This window comes from Xenorhabdus kozodoii (assembly GCF_002632875.1).
GTDB classification, from domain to species: domain Bacteria; phylum Pseudomonadota; class Gammaproteobacteria; order Enterobacterales; family Enterobacteriaceae; genus Xenorhabdus; species Xenorhabdus kozodoii.
Window position 1 is genome coordinate 63,689 of the sequence record NZ_NJCX01000004.1, and the last position, 15,294, is coordinate 78,982.

Sequence of the window (15,294 nt, forward strand, 5' to 3'; positions counted from 1 at the left end):
TAAGTTGTTAAAGAGCGGTGCAACCGGGAAGGCTCTTCCGGGTTGCGAGGCTGCGTATCTTACGCGTTTCGCCTCAGGAGTCAAGCGTTTATTTTCGCTCTCTTCCGGCTGTCCGCCACGGCCTGTTTCAGCTCGTCGTCGGTCAGTGGTGGCGCATTATAGGGAGTTTTTCGGCGCTGACAATAGTTTTTTTGAAAATAATTATCGTTTGATGGATTACACAGCAAAATGCCGGTTTATACCAACATATACACAGAGTTATCAACACATCGATATTTCGATAAAATTTATCGAGCATCACGCAAACGTTTTCGTTACAATCTGCGAAGGAAAAATCACCATGTGTTTTTTCAGATTGTGTTTTGAAATGTTATTGCGGAAGCCATTTTTTCTATCAATCAGTGGATTTTCCCCAATAACACATTCTTGTTTTATGAAATTCAAGGGATCACACCAATGCAACAGCTTCGTCCAATCCGCCGTGCCCTGCTGAGTGTTTCTGACAAAGCAGGGGTTGTTGAATTTGCCAAAGCCTTATCCAATCGCCGTGTCGAACTGCTTTCAACAGGAGGCACTGCTCGTCTGCTGGCCGAAGCAGGATTGAATGTTACCGAGGTTTCTGACTATACCGGCTTCCCCGAAATGATGGACGGGCGCGTCAAGACACTCCACCCCAAAATTCATGGTGGTATTTTGGGTCGGCGTGGGCAGGATGATGAAGTGATGGAACAACACCAGATTTCACCAATTGATATGGTCGTCGTTAACCTTTATCCCTTTGCTCAAACTGTGGCAAGGCCAGACTGCGCTCTGGAAGATGCGGTAGAGAATATTGATATTGGCGGCCCAACAATGGTTCGCTCTGCGGCCAAGAATCACAAAGACGTGACGATTGTTGTTAATAGTCAAGATTACGACAAAATTATCGAGGAGATGGATAACAATCAAAATTCACTGACACACGCCACTCGCTTTAATTTAGCTATCAAGGCATTTGAACACACCGCCGCTTATGACAGCATGATTGCCAATTACTTTGGCAAATTGGTTCCGCCCTATTATGGCGAAACGGATCAGGTATCAGGGCGTTTCCCTCGCACGCTAAATCTCAATTTCATTAAAAAGCAGGATATGCGTTATGGTGAAAACAGCCATCAAGATGCGGCTTTCTATATAGAAGAGGCAGAAGGTCAAATCGCCGAGGCGTCGATTGCTACGGCAACCCAGTTACAAGGTAAGGCCCTTTCTTATAATAATATTGCGGATACCGATGCCGCACTGGAGTGTGTAAAAAACTTCTCCGAACCTGCCTGCGTCATTGTCAAACACGCCAATCCTTGTGGTGTTGCGATGGGTACTGATATCCATACCGCTTACGACCGAGCCTTTAAGACCGATCCGACTTCTGCATTCGGTGGCATCATTGCCTTTAACCGTGAACTCGACGCTAACACCGCCCAAGCCATTATCGAACGCCAATTTGTCGAAGTCATCATTGCACCTTCTATTAATGAAGCTGCCCTGCCCATTCTGGCAACAAAACAAAATGTCCGCGTTCTGGTTTGTGGCGCATGGCATGCGCCTGTTGATAATTTAGATTTCAAACGTGTCAACGGTGGTCTGCTGGTACAAGAGCGCGATTTAGGTATGGTGGCAGAAAGTGATTTGGTTGTTGTATCCAAACGTCAGCCAACGGAACAAGAGAGGCAAGATGCCCTGTTCTGCTGGAAAGTGGCTAAGTTCGTCAAATCCAATGCGATTGTTTATGCCAAGGATAATATGACAGTGGGTATTGGCGCCGGCCAAATGAGCCGGGTTTATTCTGCTAAAATCGCCGGTATTAAGGCTGCGGATGAAGGTTTAGACGTTCAGGGCTGTGCCATGGCGTCAGATGCATTTTTCCCATTCCGCGATGGTATTGATGCCGCAGCCGCTGTGGGTGTGAGCTGTATTATCCAACCTGGTGGCTCTATCCGTGATGATGAAGTGATTGCTGCTGCGGATGAACACGGTATCGCGATGATTTTCACCGGCATGCGTCATTTTCGCCATTAATAACTTATTCCTCATTATTTTGCCTTATTGATAGGAACCTCAGATGAACATATTGATCATTGGCAATGGCGGAAGGGAACATGCATTAGCCTGGAAAGCAGCGCAGTCGCCTCTGGCAAACAAGGTGTATGTCGCACCAGGTAATGCGGGCACCGCGTTGGAAGCCAATTTAGAAAATGTAGACATTGCCGCGACAGATATTGAAGGGTTGCTGGCATTTGCCCAACAGCATGATATCGGCCTGACCATTGTGGGGCCTGAAGCGCCACTGGTTATTGGCATCGTTGATGCTTTCCAGCAAGCCGGCTTGACCATTTTTGGTCCGACAAAAGCGGCAGCACAATTGGAAGGCTCTAAATCATTCACCAAAGATTTCCTTGCACGCCATCATATCCCTACAGCCGCCTACCAAAATTTCACAGAAATTGAACCCGCGCTGGCTTATTTGGACGCAATGGGCACCCCAATCGTGATTAAAGCCGATGGCTTAGCTGCCGGTAAAGGTGTCGTGGTCGCCACCACCCTGGAAGAAGCACAAAGTGCCGTCAAAGATATGCTGGCAGGTAATGCGTTTGGCAATGCCGGCCACCGTATTGTCATTGAAGAATTTCTGGCAGGAGAAGAAGCCAGTTTTATTGTCATGGTGGATGGCAAAAACGTGGTTCCTATGGCAACCAGTCAAGATCATAAACGCGTAGGTGACGGCGATACCGGGCCGAATACCGGAGGAATGGGTGCTTACTCCCCTGCGCCGGTAGTGACGGATGCGATCCACCAGCGGGTGATGGAGAAGATCATTTATCCTACCGTGGAAGGAATGGCGGCTGAAGGCCATACCTACGTTGGTTTTCTTTATGCAGGATTGATGATTGATAAACAGGGTGAACCGAAAGTGATCGAATTTAATTGTCGATTTGGTGATCCTGAAACTCAACCTATCATGATGCGCCTGCGCTCTGATTTGGTTGAATTGTGCCTTGCTGGAGCCAAAGGCCAGTTAGGTGAAAAAACGTCTGTATGGGACGAGCGTCCGGCTTTAGGGGTCGTGCTGGCAGCCGGCGGCTATCCAGCCAGTTATGCTAAAGGTGACGTTATCCGCGGATTAGTGCAAGAATCAAACACCGATGAAAAGGTTTTTCATGCCGGGACAGCCCTTAAGGGTGAGGATATTGTCACCGCGGGCGGGCGTGTCTTGTGTGTGACTGCCTTGGGTTACGATATTGCAGATGCCCAGAAAAAGGCTTACCTGAGCGCCGAACAAATTAACTGGGAAGGGTGCTTTTATCGTAAAGATATTGGCTACCGGGCGATTGCCCGTTTGAAATAGATATCAACAGTAGATATCAACCTAAGCCGACGGAAGTCACAGCATTACAGCTTATCTTTCGTCGGCTCCCAACGACAAAAATCATCATTGGCGACCAACAATAACTTTTTCCCTTCCGGCGAATCCAGCCAGGCAATGGTCAGTAAACCGGCGCTATTGCTTTGCCTCTCTGCAAGCCATCTCTGAGCGTCAGGATCAAATTCAATCCGTAACTGTTTTCCTGAACAGGTACTCACTTGTCCATTCTGCCAATGCCCTTGCAATAACTTAACCTTATCTGCAATTAACGTGTCACTGGCTTTCTCTATCTGCTTAGCATCAGATTGCAGACGAGCGATATCGTCATCGGACAGCGGTTCATGACGTTTTTGCCATTGCCGTAGTTTAAAAATAACAGAATTATCTTGGGCGAGACGTAATGTCTCTACAATGGGCGGGTCATCAAACAGATTGCGACGGATCTGCCACAAACTGCCATGACGGTATTCATAAAAAGTGACAATCGTATTTTTATTGCGGGGGATTTTATTGAGATCAGGGCTGTAAACACTCATGATAACTTGAGGCTGATTGTCGTGATCATTCAAACGCCATAAACGAACGACGCCGCCGTCGGTTACAAAACCACTGGCGCTAAAAAGAGGTGTTATTGGTTGAATCGAACAGGCGCTGAGCAAAGAGATGAACCCTAATGCTAACAGCCCCTGTAGAATCAACAAAAGGGGTTGATTTCCCCCTCTTATTTTTTTTCGCAACTCGATTATTTAACTGCGTCTTTCAGTGCTTTACCAGCGGAGAAAGCAGGCACGTTTGCCGCTGCAATTTTGATTTCTTTACCAGTCTGTGGGTTACGACCAGTACGTTCTGCACGGTGGTTAACTTTGAAAGTACCAAAGCCGACCAACTGCACTGCATCGCCATTTTTCAGAGATTCAGTGATTGCATTCAAAGTTGACTCCAGAGCAGCTTTAGCCTGAGTTTTAGTCAGGTCTGCGCCTGCTGCAATTGCATCAACTAATTCAGTCTTATTCATAGATTATCCTTACAGTGTGTTTATCGTTTGCAAAGCATCGAGTGCGACGGATATGCCGATTTGACAGCACCCCTGCATACACGCACCGATAGCCACTTCTTTTCGCCCCCCAATGTAGAACAGAGTGAGGGCAAATGTGAAGCCTTTAAATACGGCAAATCAAACATTAAGTCATGTTTTATGAGTTATTGCTCTAAATTTATGCCGATATTGCTAACCCCCTCCTCGCGGAGATCAGCTTTTAATCCTTTAACTAATTCGATGTCCCGTTCTTCGCAATTTGCCAACAAACGGTAAATCTCCCATTGAATATCCCATTCTTCCTCAATGGCAGGTAATTCTTTTAACTCATCCTCAGTCATCTCTCTACCGGCCTGCGTCATTTCCAGCATAGCAACGGTACGGATGGATATTTCACTGACGGTTATTGCATGTTCTAACGTCGAACCACTCAGACGAGAATGAATTGCTTCACCCAATGCAATGCACGCATCAATCGCTGGATACACACCATAAATATCATAATCTTCGGATGATGGGATAATGGCTTCCAGTTTTTCTAGCTGACTATCAAAATTCACTTTTGCATCTTTAACGACCAATATTTCCCACACCAGATCCAAAATGCGTCGATATTGCGCAGGGTCTGCAAACCCACTTTGGCGACAAAATACCTGATAATTTGGATACATCCGCTCACATAGACTAGCCATAAAAGTCAAATGTTGCCAACTTTCGAGTTTCTCCAACCGCAGGTGGATCGGGTTTCTTAACATTGGTCGTTACTCATAATGCCTAATTTGCGTCGAAGTTTACCTGAAAATCAAGAATATCCACACTTTTCCGCCACAATTATAGATTTTTCTGCATTGTTTGCTTAAAAAACAATCTATTTGAGGCGATCCCGTCCGCCCAACGGGTGGGTTCAGGCAGTTTATATCCTCTTATACACTGCTCAACCCAAAATACCGCACTGTCAATACTGATCCTGTGCCCAAGGGAAATATAGAGCGGATTACATCTTTTTTTGCTTCTCAGCACAACACCGATCTGCTCGCCATGATCCATCAATGGCTGGCTCGCTCCCTGAACCTCACCGACCAACGCATGTTCACCACACAAACGGCTTTTTGCCACCCCAATGGTGGGAACATCGACTAATAACCCAAAATGGCTGGCGATACCAAAACGCCGGGGGTGGGCGATGCCCTGACCATCAACCATAACCAAATCAGGCCGTAAGGTTAATTTTTGCCAGGCCGCTATCAGGGCGGGATATTCACGAAATGAGAGTAAGCCAGGGATATAGGGGAGTACGGTATCAATTCTGGCGATTTGGTATTCGACTAATTCGAGCGAAGGGTACTGCAATACCACGATTGCGGCACGCGTTACCGTACCGCTTTTTTCAAACCCAACATCAGCACCCGCAATGAACTTTGGCGTAGAAGAAGCAAAAAAATCATCGTGGCGGATAACCCGCCGTGATTTCTCTACCTGTTCCTGACGTAATGCTTTTGTATCAATCATAAAATCATTGATGGTATTTTACTGAAAGCCGATGTACTGCTTCGACGAATGCACCTGCGTGCTCTGGTGGAACATCCTGATGAATGCCATGCCCCAAATTGAAAACATGCCCATTGCCCACACCAAAATCGTGTAAAATCGTCGAAACTTCTTCTTCAATGCGTGCTGGCTGGGCATATAACATGGAGGGGTCCATATTGCCCTGCAAAGCAACTTTATCTCCAACGCGCCGACGCGCATCGGCAATATTTGTTGTCCAGTCTAAACCCAGCGCATCACACCCTGTTGCCGCCATGGCCTCAAGCCACTGTCCGCCCCCTTTGGTAAACAGGGTCACCGGCACACGGCGTCCATCATGTTCACGGATCAACCCATCAACAATTTGATGCATGTATTGCAGGGAAAATTCCAGATAATCGCGATGAGACAACGCCCCACCCCAAGTATCAAAAATCATGACAGATTGAGCACCTGCTTTTATTTGCGCATTCAAGTATAGAATAACGCTGTTTGCCAATTTATCCAGCAACATATGCAATGTCGCCGGCTGCGTATACATCATGGCCTTAATTTTGGTGAAAGCCTTGCTGCTGCCACCCTCAACCATATACGTTGCCAATGTCCACGGGCTACCCGAAAAACCGATCAAAGGAACTTGCCCGGCTAATGCCTTACGAATAGCGCGTACAGCATCCATAACATAACCCAACTCCAGCTCTGGATCAGGCACAGGTAATTTTTCTACGTCAGCATGACCCTGAATCGGAGAATGAAAACGTGGCCCTTCCCCCGCTTCGAAATACAGTCCCAATCCCATCGCATCAGGAATAGTCAAAATATCAGAAAACAGGATAGCGGCATCCAGGGGAAAGCGGCGCAAGGGCTGGAGAGTGACTTCACAAGCCAATTCCGTGTTCTTACATAACGAGATGAAATCTCCCGCTGCCTGACGCGTCGCTTTATATTCCGGTAAATATCGACCGGCCTGACGCATCATCCATACCGGTGTCATATCGACAGGCTGACGCAATAAGGCACGCAGATAGCGGTCGTTTTTCAACTCATTCATGACAAGCTCCCTTGATTAATTGGTCACAGTACTTTTTGCAGCGCAATTTGTCTGCAATTCACGGCAATATGCACGAGAAAACGGGCGCAGTTTAACATGCCTGAGATTGAACTTCTGGCATACCCTCCAATAACGTGATGCGCCCCATCTCTCTCCTCATCAATTGACAGGATCACAAGTTACTGATGACGGCATAGCGCAACCGTATCTTCAATTAAACGACGAGCAATCGTATCTGGGGGCGGGATCAAGGGAAGGTTATCATAACGATACCAATCTGCACTGATCAGTTCGACGGGGTCAACATTGATTTCGCCACTCTCATAATCGGCCAGAAAGCCCACCATCAATGAGTTCGGGAAAGGCCACGGCTGGGAAGCGACATAACGTAAGTTACGGATCTTAATGCCACTCTCCTCCATCACTTCACGATGCACCGTTTCCTCCAGCGTTTCCCCGACTTCAACAAAACCCGCCAGCACTGTATGAATCCCATTGCGGTGACGCTGGTGTTGTGCCAGTAAAATGTGATCATCGCGGCGAATACCGACAATAATACTGGGCGCAATTTGTGGGTAATAGAGTTCATGGCAATGGTTGCATAAGCAGGCCCATTCATGCTGGCTCCCCTGCATCTCATGGCCACAATAACCGCAATAGCGATGTGAACGATAAAACTCAGCTAATTGGACACCTCGTCCAACCAACTGAAATAACTTAGCATCCTGTTCGGCAATTAAACGGGGAGAGGACATACCTGACGCCATTTTTTGACGAACCAACCAGACCGTTTCGCCCAACCATTCACCGATGGGTTGCGCTGTATGGCCTTGCAATGACCACTGGTTAGCCGTACCGGAAGGTAACTCCCCTTGTGGTAGCCAGACCCGATTTTCAAGACTGACAATCCACCAGCCTTGCTCTCTACCTGTCAGTTTTTGTTGCATAATCTGTCCCATCATTGGTTATGTGATTTATTGCGTCTTCAATCTTGTTATATTAACCGCGCTGTTGAATACCCTTCTTAAATTAGGAGTCACAATAATGTCAAAACAAATTGCTGTATTTGATCTGGATGAAACACTGATTTGCGGGGATTCCTGCCAGCTTTGGACACAATATCTATGGGAAAAACACATTATTACTGATCCTCGCTTTATCGAAGCCGATCAGAAAATGATATCCGATTACGCTGCGGGTCAGCTGGATATGCAAGCCTATCTGGCATTCAATTTACAGGCGCTCAAACACATTCCGGCTGAACAAATCGATATCTGGTTAACCGATTTTGTGGAAACCAAAATCAAACCTCTTTTTTATCCTGCCGCCAAAAAGCAATTAGAGAGTTACCGACAACAGAACATCCCAATCATTATTGTTTCCGCCACCGTTTCTTTCGTGGTCAAAAAAATCGCGGCGGCATTTGGCATACAGGCAGCATTAGGCATTGATATGGTGATGAAAGAGGGTTGCTATACTGGTGATATTCAGGGCATTCCAACCTTCCGTGAAGGCAAAGTTACCCGCTTGCAACACTGGCTCGAACAACAGCAGTTATCGCCACAACATATCTCATTTTATACGGATTCCATGAATGATTTGCCAATGTGTTTATTGGCTGACGAAGTCTTTACCGTCAACGCCGATAATCAATTGCAATCAGAAGCTGAAATACGCGGTTGGAACCAATTGAAGTGGTTTTTATAACCTGGCGCCCATTTCCCCAAAACAAGGTTGTAGTTTTCACAATCCCCTTTATACTCTGAGGTGTTTTTTTCTTGTCGGAGTGCCTAGCGTTCAACGTATATCACGATGGACACAGGCTGAGACCGTTAATTCGGGATCCGCAGAACCTGATCGGGCTAATACCCGCGAAGGGAACAAGAGTAATCATCCCGCTGCCAGTATTATCGTACCCCAGACAACGGTCGTACAAATACCCATCAGCATCAACCATTACTCCCTGCGAGCTCCAGACAAGCAATTTTCTCAACTTAAGCCTGATCAGCAATGAGACAGGCGATAACACAGTCAGGAATTTGCTATGTCTAAGTCCAATAATACCGTTATTTCGAATACGATCATTCCAACGGCTGATATTTCGCCAAAAGTCCATCCGGCAAGGCCACGTAAGGCTAAGCGCGATGCGGCACAAGCGTTTATCCATTCCGTTCAAGGCGTGACTTTTCCCAACTCAAAGCGCATTTACCTTGAAGGCTCACGTCAAGATATTCAAGTGCCTATGCGCGAGATCCAACTTTCTCCCACATTCCTGGGGGGTACGGAAGAGAACCCGCAATTTGCGGAAAACGAACCGGTTCCCGTTTATGACACTTCCGGCCCTTATGGCGATCCTACTGCTGTGCTGGATGTCAAGAAGGGGTTACCTAAGCACCGCCAGCCGTGGATTGATGAACGCAATGATACCGAACCGGTTTCCGTTCTCAGCTCCGATTTCACCCAGCAACGCCTTGCCGATGCCGGATTAGATCACCTGCGCTTTCATCATCGGCCACATCCACTGAAAGCCAAGCAAGGCTTACGTGTCACCCAATTGCACTATGCACGTCGAGGGATCATCACGCCGGAAATGGAATTTATCGCATTGCGTGAAAATATGGGACGTGAGCGCATCCGCAGTGAAGTCTTACGCCAGCAACATGCAGGGCAAAGTTTCGGCGCCAACTTGCCGGAAAACATCACCCCCGAATTTGTCCGTCAGGAAGTGGCTGCCGGCCGCGCGATTATTCCCGCCAACATTAATCACCCGGAATCTGAACCGATGATTATTGGTCGCAATTTCCTGGTGAAAGTGAATGCCAATATCGGTAATTCCTCCGTCACGTCCTCCATTGAAGAAGAGGTAGAAAAACTGATTTGGTCTACCCGTTGGGGCGCAGATACCGTGATGGATCTCTCCACCGGACGCTACATCCACGAAACCCGCGAATGGATACTGCGCAACAGCCCGATCCCCATTGGCACTGTACCGATCTACCAAGCGCTGGAAAAAGTCAATGGCATTGCGGAAAACCTGACATGGGAAATGTTTCGCGATACGTTGCTGGAACAGGCTGAGCAAGGCGTGGATTATTTCACTATTCATGCGGGTGTCCTGCTGCGTTACGTACCGATGACCGCCAAGCGCCTGACAGGTATTGTCTCCCGTGGTGGCTCTATTATGGCGAAATGGTGCCTTTCCCATCATCAGGAAAACTTCCTCTACACCCACTTCCGCGAAATCTGTGAAATTTGTGCCGCCTATGATGTTTCCCTCTCTTTGGGGGATGGATTGCGTCCAGGCTCCATTCAGGATGCCAATGACGAAGCACAATTTGCCGAACTGTACACTCTCGGTGAACTGACCAAGATTGCATGGGAATACGATGTCCAGGTCATGATCGAAGGGCCAGGGCATATCCCGATGCAGCTTATCCGCCGCAATATGACGGAAGAGCTGGAACACTGCCACGAAGCGCCATTTTATACCCTGGGGCCACTGACAACCGATATCGCCCCCGGTTATGACCATTTCACTTCTGGCATTGGTGCCGCCATGATTGGCTGGTTTGGCTGTGCCATGCTGTGTTATGTCACCCCCAAAGAGCACCTCGGTTTACCCAATAAAGACGATGTCAAACAGGGTCTGATTACTTACAAAATCGCGGCACATGCGGCGGATCTCGCCAAAGGCCATCCGGGGGCACAAATCCGTGACAATGCCATGTCGAAGGCGCGTTTTGAATTCCGTTGGGAAGATCAATTCAATCTGGCACTGGATCCTGACACTGCCCGCGCCTATCACGATGAAACCTTACCGCAGGAATCCGGCAAAGTTGCCCACTTCTGTTCCATGTGTGGGCCAAAGTTCTGTTCGATGAAAATCACACAGGACGTACGCGACTACGCGGCAAAACTGGAACGGGAAGCGGGTATGGAACAGATGTCAGAAGAGTTCCGTTCCCGTGGCAGTGAACTCTATCACAGTGCAGGGGGAGGCCAGGCATGAAAAATCAGTCTGATATTTCCATGCTTCCACAAGCCCCTTTTGTCCCAACAACGCACCGATTGGGGCTTTATCCGGTTGTGGATTCCCTAACGTGGATTGAGCGGTTACTCGAAGCCGGCGTCAAAACCTTGCAATTGCGCATCAAAGATCAGCCGGAAGCAAGGGCAGAAAAGGATATTCAGTCCGCCATTGCGCTCGGTCACCAATATAACGCCCGTTTGTTCATTAATGATTATTGGCGTCTGGCAATCAAGCACCAAGCCTATGGCGTGCATTTGGGGCAGGAAGATCTGGATAGCGCGGATCTCAATGCTATCCAGCAAGCCGGATTGCGTCTGGGCATTTCGACTCACAATCAACAAGAACTGGCGCGGGCAAAATCCCTGCGCCCCTCTTATATCGCACTTGGCCATATTTTTCCCACGACCACGAAAACGATGCCTTCATCACCACAGGGGCTTGAAGCACTAAAGCATCAAGTGGCGATCACACCGGAATATCCCACCGTCGCGATTGGCGGTATTTCTCTGGCGCGAGTGCCTGATGTCGTGGCGACGGGAGTCGGTGGCGTAGCACTGGTCAGTGCCATTACCCAAGCGAAAGATTGGCGTCAGACAACCGCCAAATTACTTCATCTGATTGAAGGGAAAGTCATTGAAGGGCAAGACCGGAGGCTTTTATGTTGAATGATCAAGAATTTATGCGTTATAGCCGCCAATTACTACTGGAAGAGATGGGTTCCGAAGGGCAAGAGAAATTAAAAGCCAGCAAAGTACTGGTTGTCGGTCTGGGGGGGTTAGGATCACCGGCTGCGCTCTATCTTGCGGCGGCAGGCGTGGGAAACCTCTATCTGGCCGATGATGACGAGTTGCATATCTCAAACCTGCAACGCCAGATTATCTATCGCACAACAGATATTCCCGCCAACAAAGCCCAATTAGCTGCACAACAACTGGCTGAATTAAACCCGCAAATCAACATCACTGCCTTAACCGAACGGCAAGATCGTGGATCTTTGGTTAATGCGGTCAAGCAAGTCGATCTGGTCTTGGATTGCAGCGATAATATGGCAACTCGCCATGCCATCAATGCCGCCTGTATTGCAGAAAACAAACCCCTCATTAGCGGCAGTGCCGTCGGATTTAGTGGGCAATTAATGGTATTGACTCCCCCTTACCAGCACGGTTGCTATGCCTGCCTCTATCCTAATCAGGAAGAACCCCAGCGCAATTGCCGGACAGCCGGTATCTTAGGCCCTATTGTTGGCGTCATCGGTACTTTGCAATCACTGGAAGCAATAAAAATGCTGGCAGGCTTTTCTTCTCCCTTGGATGGAAAACTCCGACTGTTTGATGGCAAACAACAAAGCTGGAGCACATTACAGCTTACTCGCTCATTACAGTGCCCCATTTGTGGAGCGACCCGACATACCGATAACAAACGGTTAGGAAAAGAAGTCGCATGAACATTATCGTCAACGATCAACCCATGACACTGGGTGCACCCATGACAGTGCAACAATTTTTGGAACACCAATTTCTGGAACAGATAGAACGCACGCAATCAGGTACGGCTTTGGCTATCAACCAAACCATTATTCCGCGTTCCGAATGGCAAACCCACCAGATTAATGATGGGGATACTATCTTGCTGTTTCAGGCCATTGCGGGTGGCTGATATCGCCGGAGGTTAATTTATGTTAAAAATCGCAGATACCCCCTTCCAATCCCGCCTGTTTACGGGAACAGGCAAGTTTGCCCATGCAGGATTAATGATCGACGCGCTCCGCGCCTCTGGCAGCCAACTGGTCACAATGGCAATGAAGCGTCTCGATCTCCACGGTAATAATGACGATGGCATTCTTGCGCCACTGCAACAGTTAGGAGTCAAACTGCTCCCCAATACCTCTGGCGCCAAAACCGCGGAGGAGGCTCTCTTTGCGGCTCGTCTCGCACGGGAAGCATTGGGCACTCACTGGATTAAACTGGAGATCCACCCCGATGTAAAATACCTGCTGCCCGACCCCATTGAGACATTAAAGGCGGCGGAACAGCTCGTCAAAGAAGGATTTATCGTCCTGCCCTATTGTGGTGCCGATCCTGTATTGTGCCGCCGGCTGGAAGAGGTCGGCTGTGCCGCAGTTATGCCATTGGGTGCGCCTATCGGCTCAAATAAGGGATTACTGACGCGCGATTTTCTACAGATCATCATCGAACAGGCCAACGTGCCGGTCGTGGTGGATGCCGGGATCGGGGCGCCAAGCCATGCGCTGGCCGCTATTGAGATGGGGGCAGATGCGGTACTGGTGAATACCGCCATCGCCGTTGCCCGCAACCCAGTTAAAATGGCTCAGGCATTCAAAACTGCTATTGAAGCCGGCGAACTGTCACATCAGGCCGGCATCGCAAGCCAAAAATCCTATGCCGAGGCATCCAGCCCACTGACCGATTTTCTGGGGGTGCTATGATAGGCCAAACATTTCGCCAGCGCTGGCAACAACTGGATTGGGATGACATCACCCTACGCATCAACAGTAAAACACCGCAGGACATTGAACAGGCACTCAGCCGTGCTCACTTGACCCTGGATGACTTTATGGCGCTGCTCTCCCCTGCCGCATTGCCTTATCTTGAACCACTCGCCCGACGCGCACAACAACTTACCCGCCAGCGTTTTGGGCATACGGTGGGATTTTTTATCCCACTCTATCTGTCCAACTTGTGTGCCAACGATTGCACTTATTGTGGTTTTTCCATGAGTAATCACATTAAGCGCAAGACACTCAATGAACAGGAAATTGAGGCCGAATGCCTTGCGCTGAAAAAACTGGGGTTTGAGCATATTTTGCTGGTCACAGGGGAGCATCAAAACAAAGTGGGTATGGACTATTTTCGGCGCTATCTTCCCCTGATCCGCCGCCATTTCAGCGCCGTCTCAATGGAAGTCCAGCCACTGGCGCAAGAAGAATATGCCGAACTGAAAACACTGGGATTGGATGGCGTGATGGTCTATCAGGAAACCTACCATCAACCCACTTATCAACTGCACCATTTGAAAGGCAAAAAACAGGATTTTCACTGGCGATTGGAAACCCCGGAACGCCTTGGGCGAGCGGGAATAGACAAGATTGGGCTAGGCGCCTTGATTGGGCTATCCCACCATTGGCGAACCGATTGTTATATGGTGGCTGAGCATCTTTTTTTCCTGCAAAAACAGTTCTGGAAAAGCCGTTACTCCATCTCATTTCCACGGCTACGCCCTTGTGCCGGCGGCATAGCACCGGCTTCTTTAATGAGTGAAGCCGAACTGGTGCAACTGATTTGCGCTTTCCGCCTGCTGGCACCGGATGTCGAACTTTCCCTGTCCACCCGTGAATCCCCTTTCTTCCGTGATCACGTTGTCCCGCTCGCGATCAACCACATCAGTGCAGGTTCCAAAACCCAGCCAGGCGGCTATGCCGATGGGCACCACGAGCTGGAACAATTCGCCCCCCACGACAATCGCCCGGTTTTCCAGGTCGCGAGAGCCTTGGTCAAATCAGGTTTACAACCCGTTTGGAAAGATTGGGATCATTATTTAGGTCGATAATTGTTATTTGGGTATGCTGCAACCGCAGCATACCCGCTTAATCATAGACATAGGGAGGGGTTTATGGCGAATGTTACTAACTTAAATCATGTAGATGCTTTTTCAACGATGAGGTTAGCCTGAAATCGGAGAATCTCACCTGTAACCCTTCACGCTGTGGTGAACAGCACATCGCCCCCACAAAGATACGCTGATCGCCAACGGTAAAAGGAGACAACCTCAGTAACGGCCATGTCACGCCATCCGTCGAATATTGCAACCTGATCGCCCCGTCATGGTAAGTCAGCCGTAACCAAAACCGCCCTGGATTACCGGGGAAAATCCCCATCGCCCAGTCAGAACAGCCATTTGTCAATACACTACTGATCGTTGCCTGCCCATCAGAATGTTCAATGCCAGCTTTTAGCCAATGGTGCTCATCCACCAATAACATCACACCAGCCTGATCATAGAGTTGTTCAAACTGGCCTTCGATACAAAACTGGAAGGTAAAACCTTCCTCAAGGTTAAAATCATCAATATAGCCACCAAATACATGACCACTATGACGCTGAAAACCATACCATGTATCACGCCAGAAATCGGTTTTATTGTCTGTTGTGACATGAAGCTCATTATCCTGACACTGCCATGAAGCAGGCTCATTCAACCACTGACATTGTTGCAAATTCATCATCAATATA

The 15,294-nt window shown here is 48.5% G+C and carries 17 protein-coding genes, 1 riboswitch and 1 other annotated feature (1 of these 19 running past the window's edge); of the genes, 10 read left to right on the forward strand and 7 right to left on the reverse strand.

Going from position 1 to position 15,294, the window contains the following annotated elements:
- Nucleotides 1-60, reverse strand: a sequence feature (mutual gap in cmsearch alignment for this rRNA model is longer than 100) (it extends 2,937 nt beyond the left edge of the window).
- The 3 genes from Xkoz_RS21520 to purD all read left to right on the forward strand — a co-directional run.
- Nucleotides 1-493: hypothetical protein (locus Xkoz_RS21520; RefSeq protein ID WP_208615199.1), on the forward strand; the 493-nt coding region annotated here is incomplete at its 5' end. Its footprint overlaps the feature before it by 60 nt.
- Nucleotides 457-2,055 (forward strand): bifunctional phosphoribosylaminoimidazolecarboxamide formyltransferase/IMP cyclohydrolase, encoded by a 1,599-nt coding sequence (gene purH / locus Xkoz_RS03620; protein ID WP_099140808.1) that lies wholly within the window; start codon nucleotides 457-459, stop codon nucleotides 2,053-2,055. The genes Xkoz_RS21520 and purH, both read left to right, overlap by 37 nt.
- Before the next feature lie 43 nt (nucleotides 2,056-2,098).
- Nucleotides 2,099-3,382: a phosphoribosylamine--glycine ligase gene (gene purD, locus Xkoz_RS03625; protein ID WP_099140809.1), complete on the forward strand. Its 1,284-nt coding sequence runs from the start codon at nucleotides 2,099-2,101 to the stop codon at nucleotides 3,380-3,382.
- Nucleotides 3,383-3,426: 44 nt separating this feature from the next.
- On the opposite strand, the gene Xkoz_RS03630 is transcribed toward purD, so the two are convergent.
- The 6 genes from Xkoz_RS03630 to nudC all read right to left on the reverse strand — a co-directional run bounded on the left by Xkoz_RS03630 (nucleotide 3,427) and on the right by nudC (nucleotide 7,961).
- Nucleotides 3,427-4,095 carry a DUF1481 domain-containing protein gene (locus Xkoz_RS03630; RefSeq protein WP_244183387.1) on the reverse strand — a complete coding sequence of 223 codons (669 nt, stop codon included), beginning with the start codon at nucleotides 4,093-4,095 and terminating at the stop codon, nucleotides 3,427-3,429.
- 47 nt (nucleotides 4,096-4,142) lie between these two features.
- Nucleotides 4,143-4,415 carry a nucleoid-associated protein HU-alpha gene (gene hupA / locus Xkoz_RS03635; RefSeq protein ID WP_010848914.1) on the reverse strand — a complete coding sequence of 91 codons (273 nt, stop codon included), beginning with the start codon at nucleotides 4,413-4,415 and terminating at the stop codon, nucleotides 4,143-4,145.
- Nucleotides 4,416-4,600: 185 nt separating this feature from the next.
- Nucleotides 4,601-5,191, reverse strand: a complete 591-nt coding sequence (locus Xkoz_RS03640) for a YjaG family protein (protein ID WP_099140810.1) — start codon at nucleotides 5,189-5,191, stop codon at nucleotides 4,601-4,603.
- A gap of 76 nt (nucleotides 5,192-5,267) precedes the next feature.
- Entirely contained in the window at nucleotides 5,268-5,945 is a 678-nt protein-coding gene (gene nfi, locus Xkoz_RS03645; protein ID WP_099140811.1) for a deoxyribonuclease V, read from the reverse strand.
- Between the two features lie 4 nt (nucleotides 5,946-5,949).
- On the reverse strand, nucleotides 5,950-7,014 hold the full coding sequence (gene hemE, locus Xkoz_RS03650) for a uroporphyrinogen decarboxylase (RefSeq protein WP_099140812.1): 1,065 nt from the start codon (nucleotides 7,012-7,014) through the stop codon (nucleotides 5,950-5,952).
- Nucleotides 7,015-7,193: 179 nt separating this feature from the next.
- The gene (gene nudC, locus Xkoz_RS03655; protein WP_099140813.1) at nucleotides 7,194-7,961 is read right to left on the reverse strand and encodes an NAD(+) diphosphatase; all 768 of its coding nucleotides are present in this window, start codon (nucleotides 7,959-7,961) and stop codon (nucleotides 7,194-7,196) included.
- Between the two features lie 97 nt (nucleotides 7,962-8,058).
- Between nudC and Xkoz_RS03660 the strand changes: the two genes are divergently transcribed.
- The 7 genes from Xkoz_RS03660 to thiH all read left to right on the forward strand — a co-directional run bounded on the left by Xkoz_RS03660 (nucleotide 8,059) and on the right by thiH (nucleotide 14,611).
- Complete coding sequence (locus Xkoz_RS03660) at nucleotides 8,059-8,721, forward strand: HAD family hydrolase (RefSeq protein ID WP_099140814.1); 663 nt, start codon at nucleotides 8,059-8,061, stop codon at nucleotides 8,719-8,721.
- A 65-nt stretch (nucleotides 8,722-8,786) separates the two neighbouring features.
- Nucleotides 8,787-8,911: riboswitch (TPP riboswitch) on the forward strand.
- Nucleotides 8,912-9,058: 147 nt separating this feature from the next.
- Nucleotides 9,059-11,023, forward strand: a complete 1,965-nt coding sequence (thiC, locus tag Xkoz_RS03665; protein ID WP_099140815.1) for a phosphomethylpyrimidine synthase ThiC — start codon at nucleotides 9,059-9,061, stop codon at nucleotides 11,021-11,023.
- Nucleotides 11,020-11,709, forward strand: coding sequence for a thiamine phosphate synthase (gene thiE, locus Xkoz_RS03670; protein ID WP_099140816.1), 690 nt, complete (start codon nucleotides 11,020-11,022; stop codon nucleotides 11,707-11,709). Before thiC ends, thiE begins: the two co-directional genes overlap by 4 nt.
- Nucleotides 11,703-12,488, forward strand: coding sequence for a HesA/MoeB/ThiF family protein (locus Xkoz_RS03675; RefSeq protein WP_099140817.1), 786 nt, complete (start codon nucleotides 11,703-11,705; stop codon nucleotides 12,486-12,488). The genes thiE and Xkoz_RS03675 overlap by 7 nt, the downstream gene beginning before the upstream one ends.
- Nucleotides 12,485-12,700, forward strand: a complete 216-nt coding sequence (thiS, locus tag Xkoz_RS03680; protein WP_099140818.1) for a sulfur carrier protein ThiS — start codon at nucleotides 12,485-12,487, stop codon at nucleotides 12,698-12,700. The genes Xkoz_RS03675 and thiS overlap by 4 nt, the downstream gene beginning before the upstream one ends.
- A gap of 19 nt (nucleotides 12,701-12,719) precedes the next feature.
- Entirely contained in the window at nucleotides 12,720-13,490 is a 771-nt protein-coding gene (locus Xkoz_RS03685; protein ID WP_099140819.1) for a thiazole synthase, read from the forward strand.
- On the forward strand, nucleotides 13,487-14,611 hold the full coding sequence (gene thiH / locus Xkoz_RS03690) for a 2-iminoacetate synthase ThiH (protein ID WP_208615200.1): 1,125 nt from the start codon (nucleotides 13,487-13,489) through the stop codon (nucleotides 14,609-14,611). The genes Xkoz_RS03685 and thiH overlap by 4 nt, the downstream gene beginning before the upstream one ends.
- A 76-nt stretch (nucleotides 14,612-14,687) precedes the next feature.
- Here the strand turns inward: thiH and Xkoz_RS03695 are convergent, their stop codons facing one another.
- The gene (locus Xkoz_RS03695; RefSeq protein WP_208615201.1) at nucleotides 14,688-15,287 is read right to left on the reverse strand and encodes a DUF1349 domain-containing protein; all 600 of its coding nucleotides are present in this window, start codon (nucleotides 15,285-15,287) and stop codon (nucleotides 14,688-14,690) included.
- Nucleotides 15,288-15,294: the final 7 nt, after the last annotated feature.